This is a genomic window from Demequina zhanjiangensis (assembly GCF_030418315.1).
Lineage (GTDB): Bacteria > Actinomycetota > Actinomycetes > Actinomycetales > Demequinaceae > Demequina > Demequina zhanjiangensis.
In genome coordinates, this window is record NZ_JAUHPV010000002.1 from 189,979 (window position 1) to 206,499 (window position 16,521).

17 protein-coding genes are annotated in these 16,521 nt (G+C 69.4%); 10 read left to right on the forward strand and 7 right to left on the reverse strand.

Features of this window, described 5'->3' with window-relative positions; all coding sequences use genetic code 11:
* The first annotated feature begins 37 nt into the window (after positions 1–37).
* Both QQX04_RS03485 and QQX04_RS03490 read left to right on the forward strand, forming a co-directional pair.
* A complete protein-coding gene (locus tag QQX04_RS03485; RefSeq protein WP_301126321.1) occupies positions 38–772 on the forward strand; it encodes a hypothetical protein in 735 nt (244 codons plus the stop codon).
* 193 nt (positions 773–965) lie between these two features.
* A complete protein-coding gene (locus QQX04_RS03490) occupies positions 966–1,550 on the forward strand; it encodes a hypothetical protein (protein ID WP_301126322.1) in 585 nt (194 codons plus the stop codon).
* 137 nt (positions 1,551–1,687) lie between these two features.
* Here the strand turns inward: QQX04_RS03490 and QQX04_RS03495 are convergent, their stop codons facing one another.
* Positions 1,688–2,494, reverse strand: coding sequence for a L,D-transpeptidase (locus QQX04_RS03495; RefSeq protein WP_301126323.1), 807 nt, complete (start codon positions 2,492–2,494; stop codon positions 1,688–1,690).
* Between the two features lie 135 nt (positions 2,495–2,629).
* Here QQX04_RS03495 and QQX04_RS03500 point away from each other — a divergent pair, with 135 nt between their 5' ends.
* The 5 genes from QQX04_RS03500 (at position 2,630) to QQX04_RS03520 (ending at position 7,993) form a co-directional block, all read left to right on the forward strand.
* A complete protein-coding gene (locus QQX04_RS03500) occupies positions 2,630–4,483 on the forward strand; it encodes a DUF389 domain-containing protein (RefSeq protein ID WP_301126324.1) in 1,854 nt (617 codons plus the stop codon).
* 243 nt (positions 4,484–4,726) lie between these two features.
* Positions 4,727–5,866, forward strand: coding sequence for a quinone-dependent dihydroorotate dehydrogenase (locus QQX04_RS03505; RefSeq protein ID WP_301126325.1), 1,140 nt, complete (start codon positions 4,727–4,729; stop codon positions 5,864–5,866).
* 35 nt (positions 5,867–5,901) lie between these two features.
* Positions 5,902–6,741 carry a methylenetetrahydrofolate reductase gene (locus QQX04_RS03510; protein WP_301126326.1) on the forward strand — a complete coding sequence of 280 codons (840 nt, stop codon included), beginning with the start codon at positions 5,902–5,904 and terminating at the stop codon, positions 6,739–6,741.
* Between the two features lie 123 nt (positions 6,742–6,864).
* Complete coding sequence (locus QQX04_RS03515; RefSeq protein WP_301126328.1) at positions 6,865–7,605, forward strand: aquaporin; 741 nt, start codon at positions 6,865–6,867, stop codon at positions 7,603–7,605.
* A 91-nt stretch (positions 7,606–7,696) separates the two neighbouring features.
* Positions 7,697–7,993, forward strand: a complete 297-nt coding sequence (locus QQX04_RS03520) for a hypothetical protein (RefSeq protein ID WP_301126329.1) — start codon at positions 7,697–7,699, stop codon at positions 7,991–7,993.
* Between the two features lie 60 nt (positions 7,994–8,053).
* Here QQX04_RS03520 and QQX04_RS03525 read toward each other — a convergent pair whose 3' ends face one another.
* Together QQX04_RS03525 and QQX04_RS03530 are read right to left on the reverse strand one after the other, a co-directional pair.
* Entirely contained in the window at positions 8,054–9,730 is a 1,677-nt protein-coding gene (locus QQX04_RS03525; RefSeq protein ID WP_301126331.1) for an ABC1 kinase family protein, read from the reverse strand.
* A gap of 38 nt (positions 9,731–9,768) precedes the next feature.
* Positions 9,769–10,326: a PadR family transcriptional regulator gene (locus QQX04_RS03530; protein ID WP_436968456.1), complete on the reverse strand. Its 558-nt coding sequence runs from the start codon at positions 10,324–10,326 to the stop codon at positions 9,769–9,771.
* Between the two features lie 350 nt (positions 10,327–10,676).
* Between QQX04_RS03530 and QQX04_RS03535 the strand changes: the two genes are divergently transcribed.
* Positions 10,677–10,958: a hypothetical protein gene (locus QQX04_RS03535; protein ID WP_301126333.1), complete on the forward strand. Its 282-nt coding sequence runs from the start codon at positions 10,677–10,679 to the stop codon at positions 10,956–10,958.
* Between the two features lie 154 nt (positions 10,959–11,112).
* Positions 11,113–11,751, forward strand: a complete 639-nt coding sequence (locus QQX04_RS03540) for a CueP family metal-binding protein (protein ID WP_301126334.1) — start codon at positions 11,113–11,115, stop codon at positions 11,749–11,751.
* Positions 11,752–11,823: 72 nt separating this feature from the next.
* On the opposite strand, the gene QQX04_RS03545 is transcribed toward QQX04_RS03540, so the two are convergent.
* Positions 11,824–12,804 (reverse strand): FUSC family protein, encoded by a 981-nt coding sequence (locus QQX04_RS03545; protein ID WP_301126336.1) that lies wholly within the window; start codon positions 12,802–12,804, stop codon positions 11,824–11,826.
* A gap of 31 nt (positions 12,805–12,835) precedes the next feature.
* On the reverse strand, positions 12,836–13,903 hold the full coding sequence (locus tag QQX04_RS03550; RefSeq protein ID WP_301126338.1) for a tocopherol cyclase family protein: 1,068 nt from the start codon (positions 13,901–13,903) through the stop codon (positions 12,836–12,838).
* A 412-nt stretch (positions 13,904–14,315) separates the two neighbouring features.
* Between QQX04_RS03550 and QQX04_RS03555 the strand changes: the two genes are divergently transcribed.
* Positions 14,316–14,822 (forward strand): hypothetical protein, encoded by a 507-nt coding sequence (locus QQX04_RS03555; RefSeq protein ID WP_301126340.1) that lies wholly within the window; start codon positions 14,316–14,318, stop codon positions 14,820–14,822.
* A gap of 8 nt (positions 14,823–14,830) precedes the next feature.
* On the opposite strand, the gene QQX04_RS03560 is transcribed toward QQX04_RS03555, so the two are convergent.
* Entirely contained in the window at positions 14,831–15,679 is an 849-nt protein-coding gene (locus QQX04_RS03560; protein WP_301126342.1) for an oxygenase MpaB family protein, read from the reverse strand.
* Between the two features lie 269 nt (positions 15,680–15,948).
* Entirely contained in the window at positions 15,949–16,452 is a 504-nt protein-coding gene (locus QQX04_RS03565) for a DUF2871 domain-containing protein (RefSeq protein WP_367312929.1), read from the reverse strand.
* Positions 16,453–16,521: the final 69 nt, after the last annotated feature.

The following is a 16,521-nucleotide window of genomic DNA, read 5'->3' on the forward strand; positions in this document are numbered from 1 at the left end:
GGGAGTTCCCAGGTCTCAGCTGAGGGAAGTACTAGCGATGAAGCTCAATGAGAAGATCGCGGCGACTGTGAGCGCCGCTGCACTGGCCACTGCGGCCTGGGCCATCCCGGCCTACGCGAACGGAAACGGTGGGGGCGCCGACTCCGACGCGAACCACGCCTCCTACTGGGGCGAGGGCTGCTACAAGATCGACAACCTGAACCTGAAGAGCTTCTCGTTCGACGAGGCGTTCTCGCTGCTGATCGTCAAGGGCGGCACGGCGAACAAGGTGTACGAGGAAGCGACCCAGGACGGCGTCTACTGGGCGGCGATGAACCCGAACAGCGGGAAGCCGTACGGCGTCTCGCACGTGATCATCTGCCCGCCGGTGGAGGAGTCGCCGTCACCCACGCCGTCCGAGTCGGAGACTCCGACCGAGTCGCCGTCGCCCACCGGGTCGGCATCGCCGACGCCTTCCGAGACGTCGACGACCACGCCGCCGGCAGCCCCGTCGAAGCCGCCGAGCCAGTCGCCCAGCCCGTCTGAGACGCCGAGCGAGTCGCCGTCGCCCACGGGTTCCGCCGAGCCGAGCGCCACGGCCTCGCCGTCGCCGTCGTACATCGAGCCGTCGACTCAGGTGAACTCGCCGACGCCGACGCCCACGGGCTCGACCGCGCCGACCGGGTCCGCGTCGCCGACGCCGTCGGACACCCCGACCGAGACGACCGACACCAAGGTGCTGTCGGCTGGACCCGCCACGGCGGTCAGCGGAACCCCGACGTACACCGGCTGATCTCACGCTGAAAGGAAGGGGACGGATCGATGATCCGTCCCCTTCCTTGTGCGTAGAGTGCGAATTATAAGGAACTTCTCCACAGTCGTCCCTTTCATGTTGCGAACCTCACATTCCGGTGGAAATGTGAGGAGCGAGGCTCAGTTGGGGGATGAGGACTCCCCCAGGTCTCACGCCTTGGGGGGCGAGGGCAATGAAGCTCAATGAGAAGATCGCGGCGTCCATCAGCGCCGCAGCACTGGGCACCGCCGTCTGGGCGGTGCCGGCACTTGCATGCGAACCCGCACCGAACCCATGTCCGGACGGGTACACGCTCAAGTACGAGAACCTGAACCACAAGTCGTGGGTCGCTGACGCCGACTACGTGACGGTGCTCATCGGAGTGAAGAACCACTCGAGCATGACCTACGACGACGTGTCCGAGAACGACACGCTCGATCCACCCGGACAGAAGAGGATCACCTACGTGTGCGTGATGCCGCCGGCTCCGTCGCCCACGCCGTCCGAGGTGCCGACGACCTCACCGTCGCCGTCGTACATCGAGCCGTCCATCCACGAGACGACGCTGCCACCCACCGGCTCCGCAGAGCCGAGCGCGACAGCCTCGCCCACACCGTCGTACATCGAACCGTCCGTCCAGGAGACCACGATCACGCCGACCAGCTCCGAGGAGCCCGCGTCGTCCGTCTCGCCCACACCGGCAGAGACGACGGACACGCAGGTCCTGTCCGCAGGGCCCGCGGCGGCCGTGAGCGGCACACCCACCTACACAGGGTGACCTCTCGCGAATAGGGGGAGGGCCGGGGCGATCCGCCTCGGCCCTCGTCGCGTCCTTGAGAGGGTGGAGCCCGAGCCGACACGGAGGCCCCACTCGGTCAGCGCCGCAGCGCCGCGTCGCCTCGGCGAGGCAGCGCCCTACAGCTCGTCCACGAACACCGGCGTCCCGAGCGGCAGACCCACCTGAGTCGCCAGCTCCGTGATCGCGTCGTTGCTCATCCGGATGCAGCCGCTCGACACATCGGTGCCGAGCCGCTCCGGCTCGTTCGTCCCATGCATGCCGATCACCGCGTCGCCGCCGTTGAAGGAGTCGAGCACCGGCTGGAAGCCCGAGAGCCCATAGGCGTAGGGGCCGTAGATCCCGTCCGGGTCCGGCACCTCGAGCAGCTCGCGCAGGTAGTAGACGCCACCCGGCGTCGGCCTGTCCGAACGCCCGATCGCGATCGTCGTCTCGAAGATCTGCTCCGTGCCCAGGAAGCCGGTGAGCGTGTAGTCCGTGAGCGATACCTCGAGCCAGTAGTTGGTGGTGGTGATGTCCACATCCGAGGCACGCACCCAGCCCATCGTCCCGTTGGGACGTACCGGCAGATGCACCTCGTACCAGCCGGTCGCGCGCGTCTCCACCAGGAATGTCAGAGGCGTCGACTCGGGGACCGTCAGCACGTCCTCCGCGGCGATCGTCTGCTGCACCTCGCCGTTCGGCTCCGTGTACACATCCACCGAGTCCTCGAGCGCCGTCGCGAGGTAGCTCAGGTGCGTCTCGATCTCCACCTCGGACGGCGAGAACGTGACGATCCCGCCGTCGGCCGTGATGGCGGGTTCAGCGTCCGACGAGACGTGCAGCGCCTCGATCTCCTCAGGAGTGGGGGCCGTGTAGCAGCCCGCGAGCGCCAGCACCGCGACCGTGGCTGCCGCGACCTTCGCAAGCCTCGTCAGCCTCACCATGTCTCCCTCGCGCCGATGCACCCGACGCTTCCGGGGCACATCAGGAGTCTAACGACCGGACACCCGGCATACCAGGGAGGGTGGGCCCGCGCGGCTCTACGATAGGGACATCGGGCAGGTGCGGAGGAGGGGCCCATGGCCGGGTCGAGGAACAGCGACGACGAGGCGCGGGGCGACGTCGACGCGACGCCGCGTGAGGACGCGGCCCCGGGCGCTGGCGCGCAGCCGCCGATCTCCCCTGGGAACCGGAAGGACGACAGCCTCCCGAAGGCGGACGACCCCGTCAACGGCGCCGAACCCGCTCCAGAGACCGGAGCCATCCCGGCGCTGCGCAGCGGCGCCCCTGGCGTGGGCAGCACCGTCAAGGAGACGCTGATCGCGATCACCAACCCGGTCGCGCTGCGAGGCGTGGGCTCGGCGCTCGGCGGCGGGCTGGTGCTGCTGCTCCCCGGGCTCGCGTTCAACACGCTGCAGCTGGTCTTCGCCGTCGCCCTGTTCGGATCCGCGGCGCTCGACGTCATCTACGTCTTCTCCGGCCGACGCCGGTGGGGAAGGCAGCGCCATCGCGCCTACGTGATGCTGCGCGCTCTTCTCACGCTCGGGTTCCTCGCGCTCGTGGGCCTTCTCGCGTTCTACGGCGACGCGGGCGACGGCATCGGGCTGGAGCTCGCCGTCGTGCTGGCCGGCTTCTACGTCCTCGTACGGGCGCTGCTCGTGATCGGCTCGTCGATCCGAGGCAAGAACGTTGCGGGGCACCGCGTGATCAGGATCGCGAGCGGGGTCGCTGCGGCCGCCATGGCAGTGCTCGCGATCGCCTGGCCCGACGCCGTGGTCCAGGGCGCCCTCGTGATCCTCGCGGTGGGCGCACTGATCCTGGGCGCCCTGCTCGTCGCATGGGGGCTGCGCTACGCGGAGCACCCCGAGCGCACACAGATCGATCCCTACTCGACCACCATCGGCGAGGTGCTGTGGGACTGGATCCGCCAGTCGGACATCGGGAAGCGGTCACGCGCCGAGGTGAGCCAGACGCTGTACTTCGAGGGTCGCGACCGGCTGTCGAAGCTCGGCGCGTGGTGGGTGATGCTGGTCCTCTCCGTCGCGATCGCCAGCTACGCGGTCATGGCGGACTCCACCGCGGTCGTGATCGGAGCGATGCTCGTCGCACCGCTCATGGTGCCGATCCTCGGACTGGCGGGCGCGCTGGTGAACGGCTGGGCGAACCGTGCAGGCCAGTCCGTCCTTCTCGTCGGGCTCGGCACCGGAGTCGCCATCCTCCTCTCCTACGGCCTCGCCGCATGGGCGCCGGTCGCGATCGCCTTCGACACCAACACGCAGATCACGTCGCGGGTGAACCCCACTGCGCTCGACATGCTGATCGCGCTGGCTGCGGGGGCTGCCGGCGCCTTCGCCACCGTGAACTCCCGTGTCGCCTCGGGCATCGCGGGAGTCGCGATCGCCGTCGCCCTGGTGCCGCCGCTCGCGGTCACCGGCATCAGCCTGGCCAAGGGCCGCGAGGACGACGCACTGGGCTCGTTCCTTCTCTACCTCACCAACTTCGTCGCGATCGTCGTGGCGGCCGCCTTCGTGTTCGTCCTCACGGGCTTCGCGCGCCACAAGGTGCTGCAGCGCAACCCCTGGGGCATCGTCGCGACGGTGGCGCCGTACGTGGCGCTCGCCGCCGTCGTCATGGTGCCGCTCGTGTTCACGTCGCAGTCAGCGTTCAGCACCTCGTCGAACTCGGCGAGGGTGCAGACGCTCGTGGAGGACTGGCTCGGCGATGACAGCGATCTCCTGGTCCAGTCGATCTCGATCGACGGCTCCGAGATCACGGTGATGCTCGTCGGGCCTGGCCAGTCGCCCGATCCTCGGGACCTGCAGGATGCGATCGTCGACGACCTGAACTGGCGGGTGGCGCTGACCGTCGGTGTGACGCCGGTCGAGGTGACGGTGCTGCCGACGGCGACGCCGTCCACACTGCTGGGAAACTGACCTCGAGCCGAAGACTAGTGCCGGGCCGCGGTGAGGCAAGGCGGCAAACGTTGTCGCGTCACCATTCTCACGATGCCAAATAGCGCACCTACGAGGGGCTTTCGCCCGGGCACGAGGTCCCGACTCGTCCACGAATAGTCGGGATAGCGTGCCGTCAACCTCACCGACGAGCGACGCGACAGCGCCTTGCGGGCCCGCCCGCTCGTCACCGCCGCGGACGCGAACTGAGAAGGACGACGCCACATGGGCACCTTTGCGCGCAGTGCGATGACCACGGCCTACACCAAGGGCGTCAAGCCCGTGATCTTCAAGATGCACCCCGACAAGGTGCACGACGACATGATCCTCCACGGCTCCTGGGCACAGCGGATCCGTCCCGCCATGGCCGCCGCCGAGGCCCTGCTCAAGCACGACGACCCGGCGCTCGTCACCCAGGCCTACGGCCTCACCCTGCGCAACCCGCTCGGCCTCGCCGCCGGACTCGACAAGAACGTCGCCATCCCCGGCATCCTGCAGATGACAGGCTTCGGCTTCCTCACCTTCGGCTCCGTCACCTCGCGCGTCTGCCACGGCAACCCCAAGCCCTGGTTCCACCGCCTGCCCGAGCAGGAGTCGCTCGTGGTGCACGTGGGGCTCGCCAACGGCGGCGTCGACGCCGTCGCTCAGCGCCTGCGCGAGCTCAACGCCCAGGCGCACCCCCGCTACACGGCGCTCCCCTTCAAGATGTCGATCGCCCGTACCAACGATCAGCACGCCGGGGACACCGCCGAGGGCGTCGAGGACTACGTCACCTCCGTGCGCAAGCTCGATGGCCTGAGCGCGCTGCTCGAGCTCAACATCTCCTGCCCCAACACCACTGTCGGCGAGAAGTTCACCGAGCCCGAGGCGCTCGACCAGCTGCTCACCGAGATCGACGCCGCGAACCCTGCGCAGCCGATCGTGCTCAAGATGCCGTCCGACAAGACGTGGGAGCAGTTCCGCGACCTCATCGACGTCGCACTCGACCACAACGTCGCCGGACTCACGATCGCGAACCTCCGCAAGGACCGCGACTCCGTCACGATGGACCCCGCGATCAAGGGCAACCTGTCGGGTCGACCCGTCCGCGACCTCAGCACCGACATCATCCGCCGCAGCTACCAGCACGCGGGAGACAGGCTCACGATCGCCGGACTCGGCGGAGTCTTCGACGGTCAGCACGCCTACGACAAGATCTGCGCAGGCTCCACGCTCATCGAGCTGGTGTCCGGCCTGATCTTCCGTGGCCCCGCCGTCGTCGGCACCATCGCCAAGGAGCTCGTCGAGCTCGCGCACGCCGACGGCTTCGAGAAGGTCCAGGACGCCGTCGGCTCACGGGCCGACGCCCCCGTCCCCACCGACTGACTCACGCGCGCGGCCGGGGATGGTTTCATAGGGCGGTGACCGCGGACCGCATGCTGCTCGACGACTACTCGCTTGAGATCACCGCACGCGACGGCGACCGGCTCACCGAGGCGGCGCCGCTGATCCCTGCGGGGACCCGCGTGAACATCACCGCGCTCGGCACCGAGGACCCGACGGCCAGGCTCGCCCTTGCCGCGTCGGCGCACCGGCTGGGCCTCACCCCGGTGGCTCACCTGTCCGCCCGACGCCTCACGTCCGAGCAGGAGCTCCGCAGCGAACTGCAGGCCCTCGCCGACCAGGAGACGTCCGCCAGCGTCGTCGTGGTGGGAGGGGACCCGCGTCGGCCTGAGGGGCCCTTCGACTCGGCGCTGTCCGTGATCGAGACCGGGCTCCTGCCCGAGCATGGGGTGCGGCAGGTCGGCGTCGCCGGGTATCCCGACGGCCACCCCGACATCGACGACGCGACGCTCGTCTCGGCGCTGCAGCACAAGCTCGCGGTGCTCGACGCCCAAGAGCTCGAGGCGACGGTGCTCACCCAGTTCTCGTTCGATGTCGACGCCGTGGTCGCCTGGATCACGCGCGTGCGCGACCTGGGAGTGACCGTGCCGGTCAGGATCGGCGTGCCCGGTCCCACCTCCGTGAAGCGCCTGCTCGCCTTCGCCCGCCGCTGCGGCGTGAGCACGAGCGCCGGGGTGGCCCGAAAGTACGGGCTGTCGCTCGGCAACCTGCTGACGACCGCGGGCCCCGACGCGTTCGTGGACGAGCTCTCCGGACGGCTGGACGCGGCCTCGCATGGCGACGTGCGACTGCACCTGTTCGCCTTCGGAGGGCCGCAGTCGACTGCCGAGTGGGCGCGGGTGCACTCCCGCCGCTGACCGACGCGCACCTACGCGGCGCCCTGGCCGAGCTGCAACGATTCTCCGCCGTCCCCGACTCGAGCGCTCACCACATTACCTCAACGTTGACTGAGGCATCGCGATGCGCCAGGATGGTGCGACGTGAGCAACGAGCACGTCCCTGACCCCGCCGCCCCCGCCACCCCGGCCGGCGCCGCCACCCCACCCGCTCCCGCACTCTGGCGCCGCGCCCTCGCGGAAGGCCTGGGAACCGCACTGCTCGTCGCCGTCGTCGTCGGATCCGGCATCATGGCGCAGCAGCTCTCCTCCGACGTGGGTCTGCAGCTGCTCCAGAACTCGCTCGCCACCTTCTTCGGGCTCACCGTGCTCATCCTGCTGTTCCAGCAGGTCTCCGGATCGCACTTCAACCCCGCCGTGACCCTCGTCGAACGGATCGTCGGCGGCATGGACCGCACCGGCGACGCGGCCGCCTACATCGGCGCGCAGATCGTCGGAGGCCTCGCGGGGGCCGTGCTCGCGAACGCCATGTTCTCCGCGCCGACCACGTGGTCCACGACCGACCGGGCCACCTCCGCAACCGTGCTCGCCGAGGTCGTCGCCACCGCCGGGCTCGTGCTCGTCATCCTTGCGCTCGTCAGGACCGGCCGGGCGGCCATCGTCGCCCCCGCCGTCGGCGCCTACATCGGCGCCGCCTACTGGTTCACCTCATCCACCTCGTTCGCGAATCCCGCCGTCACCATCGGCCGCATGATCACGGACACGTTCGCGGGAATCGCCCCCGCCTCCGTCCTGCCCTACATCGGCGCACAGCTCATCGGCGCGGCGCTCGCCGTCGTCATCGCGAGCGCGCTCTTCCCCCGCACCGCGTCGCCGACGGCCTGACGGAGGCGCTTCCGCCACCGGCACAGCGGCCCCGTCCACGCGCACGAACATCCCTCTGGCGAAAGTCACAAACCGGATATATCGTGCAGGCATGAACTTCCGCGCCTCCACCCTCGCACTCGCCGGACTCGCGCCGCTCGTGCTGGTCCTGGCGCTCACGTTCGGAGCCATGCTCGGCTACGCGCAGACGAGTCCCGGCGACCTTGGGGACTGGCGCGTCGCGTCGGCCTGGTCGTTGCTCGTCATGGGAGGCGCAGCCACGGCGACCGTCGTCGGCACGTGGAGGAGCGATGCCGACCGCGCACCCGGCAGGCTCAGCCTCGGGTACGCCGCCGCCGCAGCGCTCGGCATGATCGTCTTCGTGTACTTCCTCAGCTACACGGGCTGACGCGGTCGAGCGCCAGCGCGCTGAATCTGCACGGCCGTCGCCCGGTGACGCCCTCGACCGCTACTTGGACGAGCGTCGGCCGAACACCGCGTGGAGCCCCGGCAGGATCGAACCGATCATCATCAGATTGCCGCCCAACGGCGCATCGGCGTGGACGCGCGACCCGGCGACCAGGAGCGCGGCGAAGATCATGGCCGACACCACCCGTCGGCCAGTGCGCTCCACCCGGGTGAGAGCGGTCTCCATCTGAGGCACCGTCACCGCAAGCGTGCCATCCTCCGCCTTGCCCAGGACCGTGTCGAGCCGACGCGGCATCCGCCACAGCATGCCCGCCGACTCCCACGCCTGATGGGCGTAGTGGTTCACGAACTCGACCGGCTCGCCCCGCAGCATCTTCTGCGCGTAGGGATCCACGGCATCCCACACGTTGAACGACGGATCCAGCGCCGAGCACACTCCCGACGTCAGCGAGCCCGCGCGGATGATCAACAGGTAGTCCTCCGGCATCTGGAAGGGCATCTCGATCATCAGATCGCTGAACTCGAGCGCGAAGTCACGCAAGTCCCGCACATCGATGTCGCGCAGCTCTGCGAGGCCCATGCCGCCGAACCTGGCGAAGGCCTTCGTCACGGCGCGCTCCAACTCGCCCAGGTCCGCCTCCGGCAGGAGCACGCCCGCGTTGTGCATCGCCTCGACCATGCCCCGACCGTCACGGCCCACGGCGGCCAGCACCAGCTCCCTCAGGGCAGTCCTCAGGCCCGGCGGCACCTCGCCCATCATCCCGAAGTCCACGAACGTGAGCCGCCATCCGAGACCGTCGCCTCCCTTGGTCGGCGAGACGAACAGGTTGCCCGGGTGAGGGTCGGCGTGGAAGAAGTTGTGCTCGAAGAGCTGGTCCAGCATCACGGCCGCGAACACCGACGCCACCTTCGCAGGGTTGATCCCTGCCGCTCGCAGCGCTGCGAGGTCGGTGATCTTGATCGCCGAGACATCCTCAAGGGTCAGCACACGACGTGATGTCCGCTCCCACACGACCTCGGGCACGCGCACCCGCTCGTCCTTCTCGAACGTTGCCGCGAAGCGTTCGCAGTTGGACGCCTCATGCAGGTAGTCGATCTCCTCGAGGCTCGCACGCGCGAACTCCTCGACCAGCGACGGCATGTCCACCCGCTTGGCCACGACGCGCACGCGCTGAAGCCAGCGCGCCACCCGCCGCAGTGCCGCGAGGTCCACCGCGACGATGCCCGCGATGCCCGGCCGCTGCACCTTGAGGATCACGTCCTCATAGCCGGTCTGCATCGCGTCGGAGGGGGTGAGCCGTGCCCTGTACGCCTGGCCCAGCGAGGCCGCCGCGACCGGGTCCTCGTCCACGCTCGCGTAGACGCTCTCGAGCGGGAGCCCCAGCTCCTCCTCCGCGAGCGCGCGGATCTCCGAGAACGGTGCCGCGGGCACCTCGTCCTGCAGGCCCTCGAGCTCCTTCGTGATCTCGGGCGGCAGCACGTCAAGGCGCGAGGACATGAACTGCCCCAGCTTGATGAGCAGGCCGCCCAGGTCCACAGCGATCAGGCGGAAGCGTGCGGCGATCTTGCGCAGGCGCGCAGTGCGGGTGCGCTCCGTGACCGCGCGCAGGCCGATCTTCGGCAGGACGAGCTCGTACCAGCCCATCGCGATGAACTGCATCGCGGCGAACCGCATGATGCGGCGGTACCGGGCGCGGTCAAGACCGGCGTCAGGCATTCAGCCTCCTCGTTCCCGCCGGCCGTGACGGGTCTGCGTCACTCCTTGGCAAGGATCGAATAGATCGTACGTCGTGCCTCGTTGAGCGCGTCAGCGACGGCCTCCTGCTGCGCCTCGGAGCCGACGCGCGCCGCCTGCGTCGCCGCCTGGGCGAGCTCGACAGCCGCCTTGGGAACAGACCCCAGGTGCAGACCCTCGGACCACGAGCCGCTCGACTCCCACGGGACGTCGTCGGCCACATCGGCGGCGACCTCACGACCCTCCTCGGTGAGCGCGTAGATCTTCCTGTCCTGCTTGGTCTCGACGGTGACGAGGCCCTCGTCGGCGAGCATCTGCAGCGTCGGGTACACAGAGCCTGGGCTCGGCTTCCAGCGCCCATCCGTGCGGGACTCGATCTCGCGGATGATCTGATACCCGTGCATCGGCTGCTCGGCGAGCAGAGTGAGCACGGCGGCGCGGACATCGCCGCGACCCACGCGCGTGCCGACCCGCTTGTCGAACTCGGACTTGAACTGGTTCATGGCGTCGCGCAGCGCATCCGCCGCGTCGTCCGCGTTGAAGCTGCGTGCACCGCTCGATCGGTACTGAGAACCCATGATGACCTCCTTCGTCCGTATCGTCAGCGATAGTGAACGATACATCGCTAGTGTCACTCCGATAGTCGTCAGATGCAAGACCTCGCCGCACGCCCAGGTCAGAGGTCCGGTGCGACGGGCGGCGACCGCTGCCTGCACTCCTCACGTGGAACCACGGCAGGGCACCGCGCTGAGAAGGCTCGCGAGCACGCGCGCCCGACTCGTGCTGCTCATCGTCGCCACCGCACTCGTCAGCCTCGTCGCGCTCGCGCTCCTCCACTCGCCGCACGGCGTCGCGGCGTCGCCCAGTGAGATCGTCGCGACCGACGGCGGGGGGGCACGCCGCCCACATCGTCGCCGGACACGGCGACATGACCCCCGACCAAGGCTTCGCGGCCATCGCCGGCATGGTCACCTCTGGAGGCCTCGACGCCGGCCTCACCGCCGACTGCGCCTCGTGCGGACCATCCGACAGCGGCATCGCCGTGGCATGCGCGATGATGCTCCTCCTCATCGCGATCCTCGCGCTGCCCTTCGTCTCCCGGACGCGCGTCGTCACAAGGACGCCACAGGCCGTCGCCCGCCAGCGCGTGCGCAGCCCACGGCTGCCCGCGGCCCCCGACCTCACCTCCCTCTGCATCAGTCGCACGTGAGCGCGCGGCGATCGCCCCGGCGGCACCTCCGCCCGGCGGCCCCCATCGCCCCGCACCTGAGCGCCCCCAGGACGCCACCGCCTCACTCCTGAGGCTCCCGTCGACGGCCCGCACTCCGGCGCCCCGACCTCACACGACTTCAGAAGGAACTCTCATGTCATCTCGCACCACCCTCACCCGTGCCCTGCGCACTCTCACCGCTGGCACGATCGCCGCCGCTGCGGCGCTCACCCTCGCAGCCTGCTCGACGGACGAGCCCGCCGCCTCACCGGGAACGTCGGACGACGCCGTCGCCGAGGCACCCGCAGACGACTCGGCTCTCGCCACGCTCGGGCTCGACGGCGCAGACGCGCGAACCATCATCGACACGCTCGACGCGCTCCCCCGCGACGAGCGGCCCGAGACGCTCTACGCGTCGATCCGACCCGACGCGCTGCTCGTCACCGACGGCGACGGCGAGGAGACCTCCATCGCCACGCCCGACGACGCCTTCTACGTCTCGCTCGCGCCCTACGTGAACCAGACCCACGACTGCTACTTCCACAGCCTCACCACCTGCACCGGCGAGATCCAGAACGAGGAGGTGCACGTCGTCGTCACTGACGACGCCACCGGGGAGGTGCTCCTGGACGAGACACGCACGACGTTCGACAACGGCTTCGTCGGCCTGTGGCTCCCCCGGGACCTCGACACGACCGTGACGATCGAGAAGGACGGGCTGTCCGCGAGCGCCGCAGTGTCCACCGGAGACCCCGAGGACGCCACCTGCATCACGACGATGCAGCTCGCCTGACAGCGTCGCGCGCGTCGGGTCGCAGTCACTGGGCTTCGGCTCGGCGCGCGCCACCGCGGGCGGTGGACGCCGTCAGCCATCCGACGCGGGCGCGCCGTTCTGCTCGGACTCCTCCACTCGCCGCTCGAGGCCGGCCACCACCAGCTCCGCGCCGATCAGCGCGACCACGGCCCCGGCACCGATCGCCACCACTCGCGCCAGAGCGATCTCCCAGGTCGTGTCGGGATCCGCTGCCGCACCCGCCGAGACCACCGTGATCGTCTGCAGCGCGATGAGCTCGACACGGCGATCGATCGCCGCATAGGCGAGCGCGGCGACCATCGCGACGCCCGCGACGACCAGGACGAGCCAATGCGGCAGGACCACTGCGAGCCCGATCGCGACCACGGCGCCGATCGCCGTGCCGACCACCCTCGCACCGGTCTCCGCACGCACCTTCAGGTGCTCCGGAGAGAGCACGACGCACAACCCGATGACCATCCAATAGCCGTGGCCCCACTCCTGCCACAGCACCACGGCCACCGCGACCGCGGCGAGAAGCGCGAGCACGATGCCATGCCCCCATGCGACCGGCACCTTCACGGGCGTCGCCGGGGCCTTGAGACCGATGAGCCGCACCACGACCGCCACGCCGAGCGCACCGAACGCCGCCAGCAGAGCCGTCGACCAGGGGCCTCCCTGCCCACCCAACGCGCCGATCACCGCGGGAAGCACAGGCACGGCGAGCGCCACAGCGCCGTAGCGGATCGTGAAGGGGATCGTCGCGAGCGCGGTGGCTCCGACGACGAGCGGCAGCAGGGCAGCGTCGGCGCCGACAGCCGCGGCAGCCCCACCGGAGACGGCGAGGAGCGCCACCATCCCCGCCTTCGCCGGCATCGGAGCCTCTCGAGGCGCAAGCCCCACCATCCCGACGACGCCGAGCAGCGCAGGCACGAGCCCGTCGGCCCCGGCGAGCATCGCCGCACCCGCGAGGATCGCGCCGATGCCCAACGTCGCGACGATGGCCAGAGTCCACGCCTTAGCAGGCGGACGTCGAAGCGAGCGCGCGGTCATGCTTCGGAACCTAGCAGGGCATCGCCTGTGTTCAGCCGCGCTCGCCGATCCCGGGCATGGCGACGAGGTTTCCGTGGTCCCCGTGGACCTCCAAACCGGCCGCTTCCCCCGTGTCGGCGAACTCGACCGTGCCGTCGGGCGCGACGAGCTCCACATGGACGTGGCCGTCGAGCGTCTCCTCCACACGGCGATGCATGCTCGTGCGGATGGGCGCGTGAAGCAGACCGCCCCGACGCCTCTCCGCCCGCAGACGCAGGGCCGCGCCCGACTTGGCGCGCAGCACCCACCTGACCTCGTCGTCGTCGATCTCGAGGCTCTCGGTGCGCGCGCCCGTATAGGTGGCGAAACGGTGCAGCTCGTCCCGTCCGTCACCGGCCATCCGCAGGCCGACGATGAACCCGCGGAAGCTCGTACGCCCCCAAGGGATCGTCGCGATCGACGCCGACAGGCTCACGCCCGGGGTCGAGAAGTGGTTGGTCTGCATCCACACGTACGCCGACGGGAACGCTCTTCCCCAGTCCTTCTCGAGGTAGCCGAGCCCGCAGTCGAACACCATCTCCCGCTCGCCCAGCATCAGGGTCCCTCGCAACTCATGGCCGAAGGAGACGAGCCCGTGATAGCACTCCATCACCGGCACCCAGCCGTAACGACCCATGATCCCTGGGGACCCGAGAGTGACGGGCCATGGGTCGAGCGGCGTCGTGAACGTCACCGCACCCCGCAGATCGGAGGCTGGCAGATCGACGGCGATGCCCGTGCGTCCGAAGAGGTTGTCCCCGACCGCCACGTCGAACCGTCGGGGGTCGGCGCGGAAGTCGGACGCGGGGAACACCTCGTACCAGGACTCTCCCGTCACGCCGTCGAGCACCTGCACGAAGGCCTCATCGCCGCCGTGCTCGCCGCCCTTGAAGATGCCGGGGATCACCGCGATCCGCGCGCTCCGATCCTCAGAGACCAGCTTCACGTACCAGCCCTCGAAGAAGCCGACGTCGCCCTGGTAGTCGCCGTGATAGCCCTCCGGGTGGCGTGCCGCTGCGAGCGTGCCGAGCGTGCGCGTCACGGCCTGCGACGCGCTCGTCAGCGGGGACGTCATGCCCATCGCGCCAGGGTAACGGGTGCACGCGCCGCGCGCGGGGCGAGTGCTCCTTGCACGCTGCTCGGGGGACGCACCACCGGCGCTCGCCGCCACCGGGACGAAGGTCACGGTGGCCGGGTGGCCCGCGGGTGTAAAGCGGAAGTTGGGGGGCGTGGGACTGAGGAGGGCCGCGCCATGACCGGCATCGCCACGACGCGCGTCGGTCCCACGACCGCCTTCGCACGACACCAGCGACCGACGCCGTGCACCACTTCCCCACGCATCCGCCGCACGACCCCTTTCCAGTGCACCCACGAGGGGAGGTGTCCATGAGCGAAGCACACCCACCGATCAATGACGTCGACGCGCGTGAGAGGGACGACGCGTCCCCGCGCAAGTCGCACGTCGGGCATGACCATACGCATGGAGGTGCCTCATGAATGCCCGGATCAGCACACTGCGGACAGCCCTTCCCCTCGCACTCTGCGCGCTCGCGCTCGCAGCCTGCTCGACGACGGACGACACCGCAGACGCCGCGAGCGCAGCAGCTCAGGCCACCGGCTCAGCCATGGCCGAGGGCGGCACACGTATCGCCGTGACCCTCACCTTCGAAGGTGAGACCTGCACCTACGACGGACCCTCCGAGGCCGCCGCAGGCACTGTCGAGCTGACGTTCGTCAACAACACCGAGGGCTACGGGACCGCAGAGCTCTTCGGCCTCGACGAGGGATACTCCCACGAAGATGCAGTGGCGGCCCTCGCCGAGAGGACCGACGGAGGCTGGCCCTCCTGGATGCGGGAGATCGGCGCCTACGACCTGACCCCCGCGGGAGAGACCAACGTCTGGACCAAGGACCTCGACCCCGGCGCCTACGCGGCATTCTGCGTCGACACCTCCCCCAAGGAGGCGTTCGCCGCCGGAGGCCTCACGCTGACCGAGTAGCCCGCGCGTCAGAACAGCGGCTGGCCTGCGGCGATCCGCTTGCGGATGCCGCGGAGCGGCCGACGGAGCGGCGCCTCGCGCACGGCGCGGGGCACCGCTCTCTGGAACGCGGCCATGCGGCGATTGAAGCGGTCGTAGCGACGCTGCTCCTCGTCGTCCCACTCGATCCGCATCATGTCGCGGAAGCGGGGACCCAGATAGCCCGCGGTCATGCGGATGCGCCATCGCAGCAGCCGCTCCGGAACGTCGCGCCCCAGGTACTCGAGCCTCAGCACCCGCCACAGGTAGTCGCGCGCCGTGTCGTCGATCTCAAGGTCTGCTGCGGCCTTGTCCCACCACGTCTCGAACTCGTCGCGCGTGGCCGGCCAGTCCTCGGGCGGCATCTGCAGCGTCGTGCCGAACACCATGCCCTGCCGATAGAACTCCTCGCGGAACTCACCGGCGAGCGGGCCGTGCACGAACTCGTAGGCGTTCTCGGCACCTCGGTAGAGGCACGCTGCCACCCAGATCTGCAGCGTCGGGTCGAACGCACGGTACGGCACCTTGGCCCCCGGCTCCGACTTCACGGGAGCATGCGACTGGTTGGTGGCGGCACGGTAGGCCGCCCGGTCATCGGCCGAGCCCAGCATGGTGACCGCGATGTAGCCGATCGTGGTCCGCATGCGCCTCTTCGGATCATGGAAGAGCGCGCCGGGTCCCTTGCTCTCCATCACGCCGTAGGCCACGGGCGGGCGCGAGAGCTGCCAGATCACGTTGGCGGTGCCAGCAAACGAGATGAACCAGTTGGCGCCCTCACGGAGGGCGCTCGTGTCGAGGGCGTCGAGCTCCTGTCGACGCTCGGCTTTGAGTGTCGCCATAGCGGCACAGTAGCACGAATGTGAATCTGCGTTAACTTATGGAGGCTGGAGGTTCGCAAGGTCACGCCAGAGACCGGTCCCCGAACCGCGCCACCCCCGAGGGCCGAGCCCGCTACCCGAGAGGGGCGATGACCCACGAGCACGCTCCATCACACTGCGCGGGCCACTGGGGCGGCCGAGGCGCTCGATGCTCGAACGGGGCCGGCGTGAGCATCGAGCGCCTCCAGAGTGCGGCGCACCCCTGCGAGCGAGCCGCGCCAAAGGACCGATCAGGCAGCGACAGCGACCCGCTCGACGTCGGAGTCGACCGAGTCCCGCTTGAGCGCCTTGCCGAGAGCAAGGAAGAGCAGGACGAAGGCAGCGCTCATCGTCATGTGCCCCAGCCCTGCAGTGCCGGCGATTGCGGGGCCAGACTCCTGCCCGAGGACCGTGAGCGTGCCATGCCAGCCCATCATGAGCGCGGTCACGACAAGCGCCACGTTGTAGAGCCAGAAGAACCAGCCGAACAGCTTGCTGTCGGAGAGGCGGAACAGCTTCTCGAGCACAAGCACGATCAGCAGGACCAGGGTGCCCAGCGCGAGGAAGTGGGTGTGCACGCCGCTGAGCATCGTCGGCTGACCCTCGAAGTCATTGAGCTTGGTCAGCTCGCGATAGTAGAGCCCGGAGCCGAGCCCCGCGATCGTGTAGGTGAAGGCGGCCAGGAAGAGTCGTCGCACCAGGATTCCTTTCATCGAGGTGTCGCGCAGCCCGGGGAGGGCCATCTTTACCGACACCAGTGTCGGGATCCTAACACCACGTTCTCACTCCCGGGAACAGGGGCTTATCGGCAGCCCTCTGCGTAT

Excerpts from the sequence above, each read along its gene's own strand:
- QQX04_RS03535 (WP_301126333.1), top strand. The coding sequence starts at position 10,677 with ATGACCCCCGACCAAGGCTTCGCGGCCATCGCCGGCATGGTCACCTCT.
- QQX04_RS03555 (WP_301126340.1), top strand. The coding sequence starts at position 14,316 with ATGAATGCCCGGATCAGCACACTGCGGACAGCCCTTCCCCTCGCACTC.
- QQX04_RS03530 (WP_436968456.1), bottom strand. The coding sequence starts at position 10,326 with ATGGGTTCTCAGTACCGATCGAGCGGTGCACGCAGCTTCAACGCGGAC.
- QQX04_RS03485 (WP_301126321.1), top strand. The coding sequence starts at position 38 with ATGAAGCTCAATGAGAAGATCGCGGCGACTGTGAGCGCCGCTGCACTG.
- QQX04_RS03500 (WP_301126324.1), top strand. The coding sequence starts at position 2,630 with ATGGCCGGGTCGAGGAACAGCGACGACGAGGCGCGGGGCGACGTCGAC.
- QQX04_RS03495 (WP_301126323.1), bottom strand. The coding sequence starts at position 2,494 with ATGGTGAGGCTGACGAGGCTTGCGAAGGTCGCGGCAGCCACGGTCGCG.
- QQX04_RS03545 (WP_301126336.1), bottom strand. The coding sequence starts at position 12,804 with ATGACCGCGCGCTCGCTTCGACGTCCGCCTGCTAAGGCGTGGACTCTG.
- QQX04_RS03550 (WP_301126338.1), bottom strand. The coding sequence starts at position 13,903 with ATGGGCATGACGTCCCCGCTGACGAGCGCGTCGCAGGCCGTGACGCGC.
- QQX04_RS03525 (WP_301126331.1), bottom strand. The coding sequence starts at position 9,730 with ATGCCTGACGCCGGTCTTGACCGCGCCCGGTACCGCCGCATCATGCGG.
- QQX04_RS03505 (WP_301126325.1), top strand. The coding sequence starts at position 4,727 with ATGGGCACCTTTGCGCGCAGTGCGATGACCACGGCCTACACCAAGGGC.
- QQX04_RS03560 (WP_301126342.1), bottom strand. The coding sequence starts at position 15,679 with ATGGCGACACTCAAAGCCGAGCGTCGACAGGAGCTCGACGCCCTCGAC.
- QQX04_RS03540 (WP_301126334.1), top strand. The coding sequence starts at position 11,113 with ATGTCATCTCGCACCACCCTCACCCGTGCCCTGCGCACTCTCACCGCT.
- QQX04_RS03490 (WP_301126322.1), top strand. The coding sequence starts at position 966 with ATGAAGCTCAATGAGAAGATCGCGGCGTCCATCAGCGCCGCAGCACTG.
- QQX04_RS03520 (WP_301126329.1), top strand. The coding sequence starts at position 7,697 with ATGAACTTCCGCGCCTCCACCCTCGCACTCGCCGGACTCGCGCCGCTC.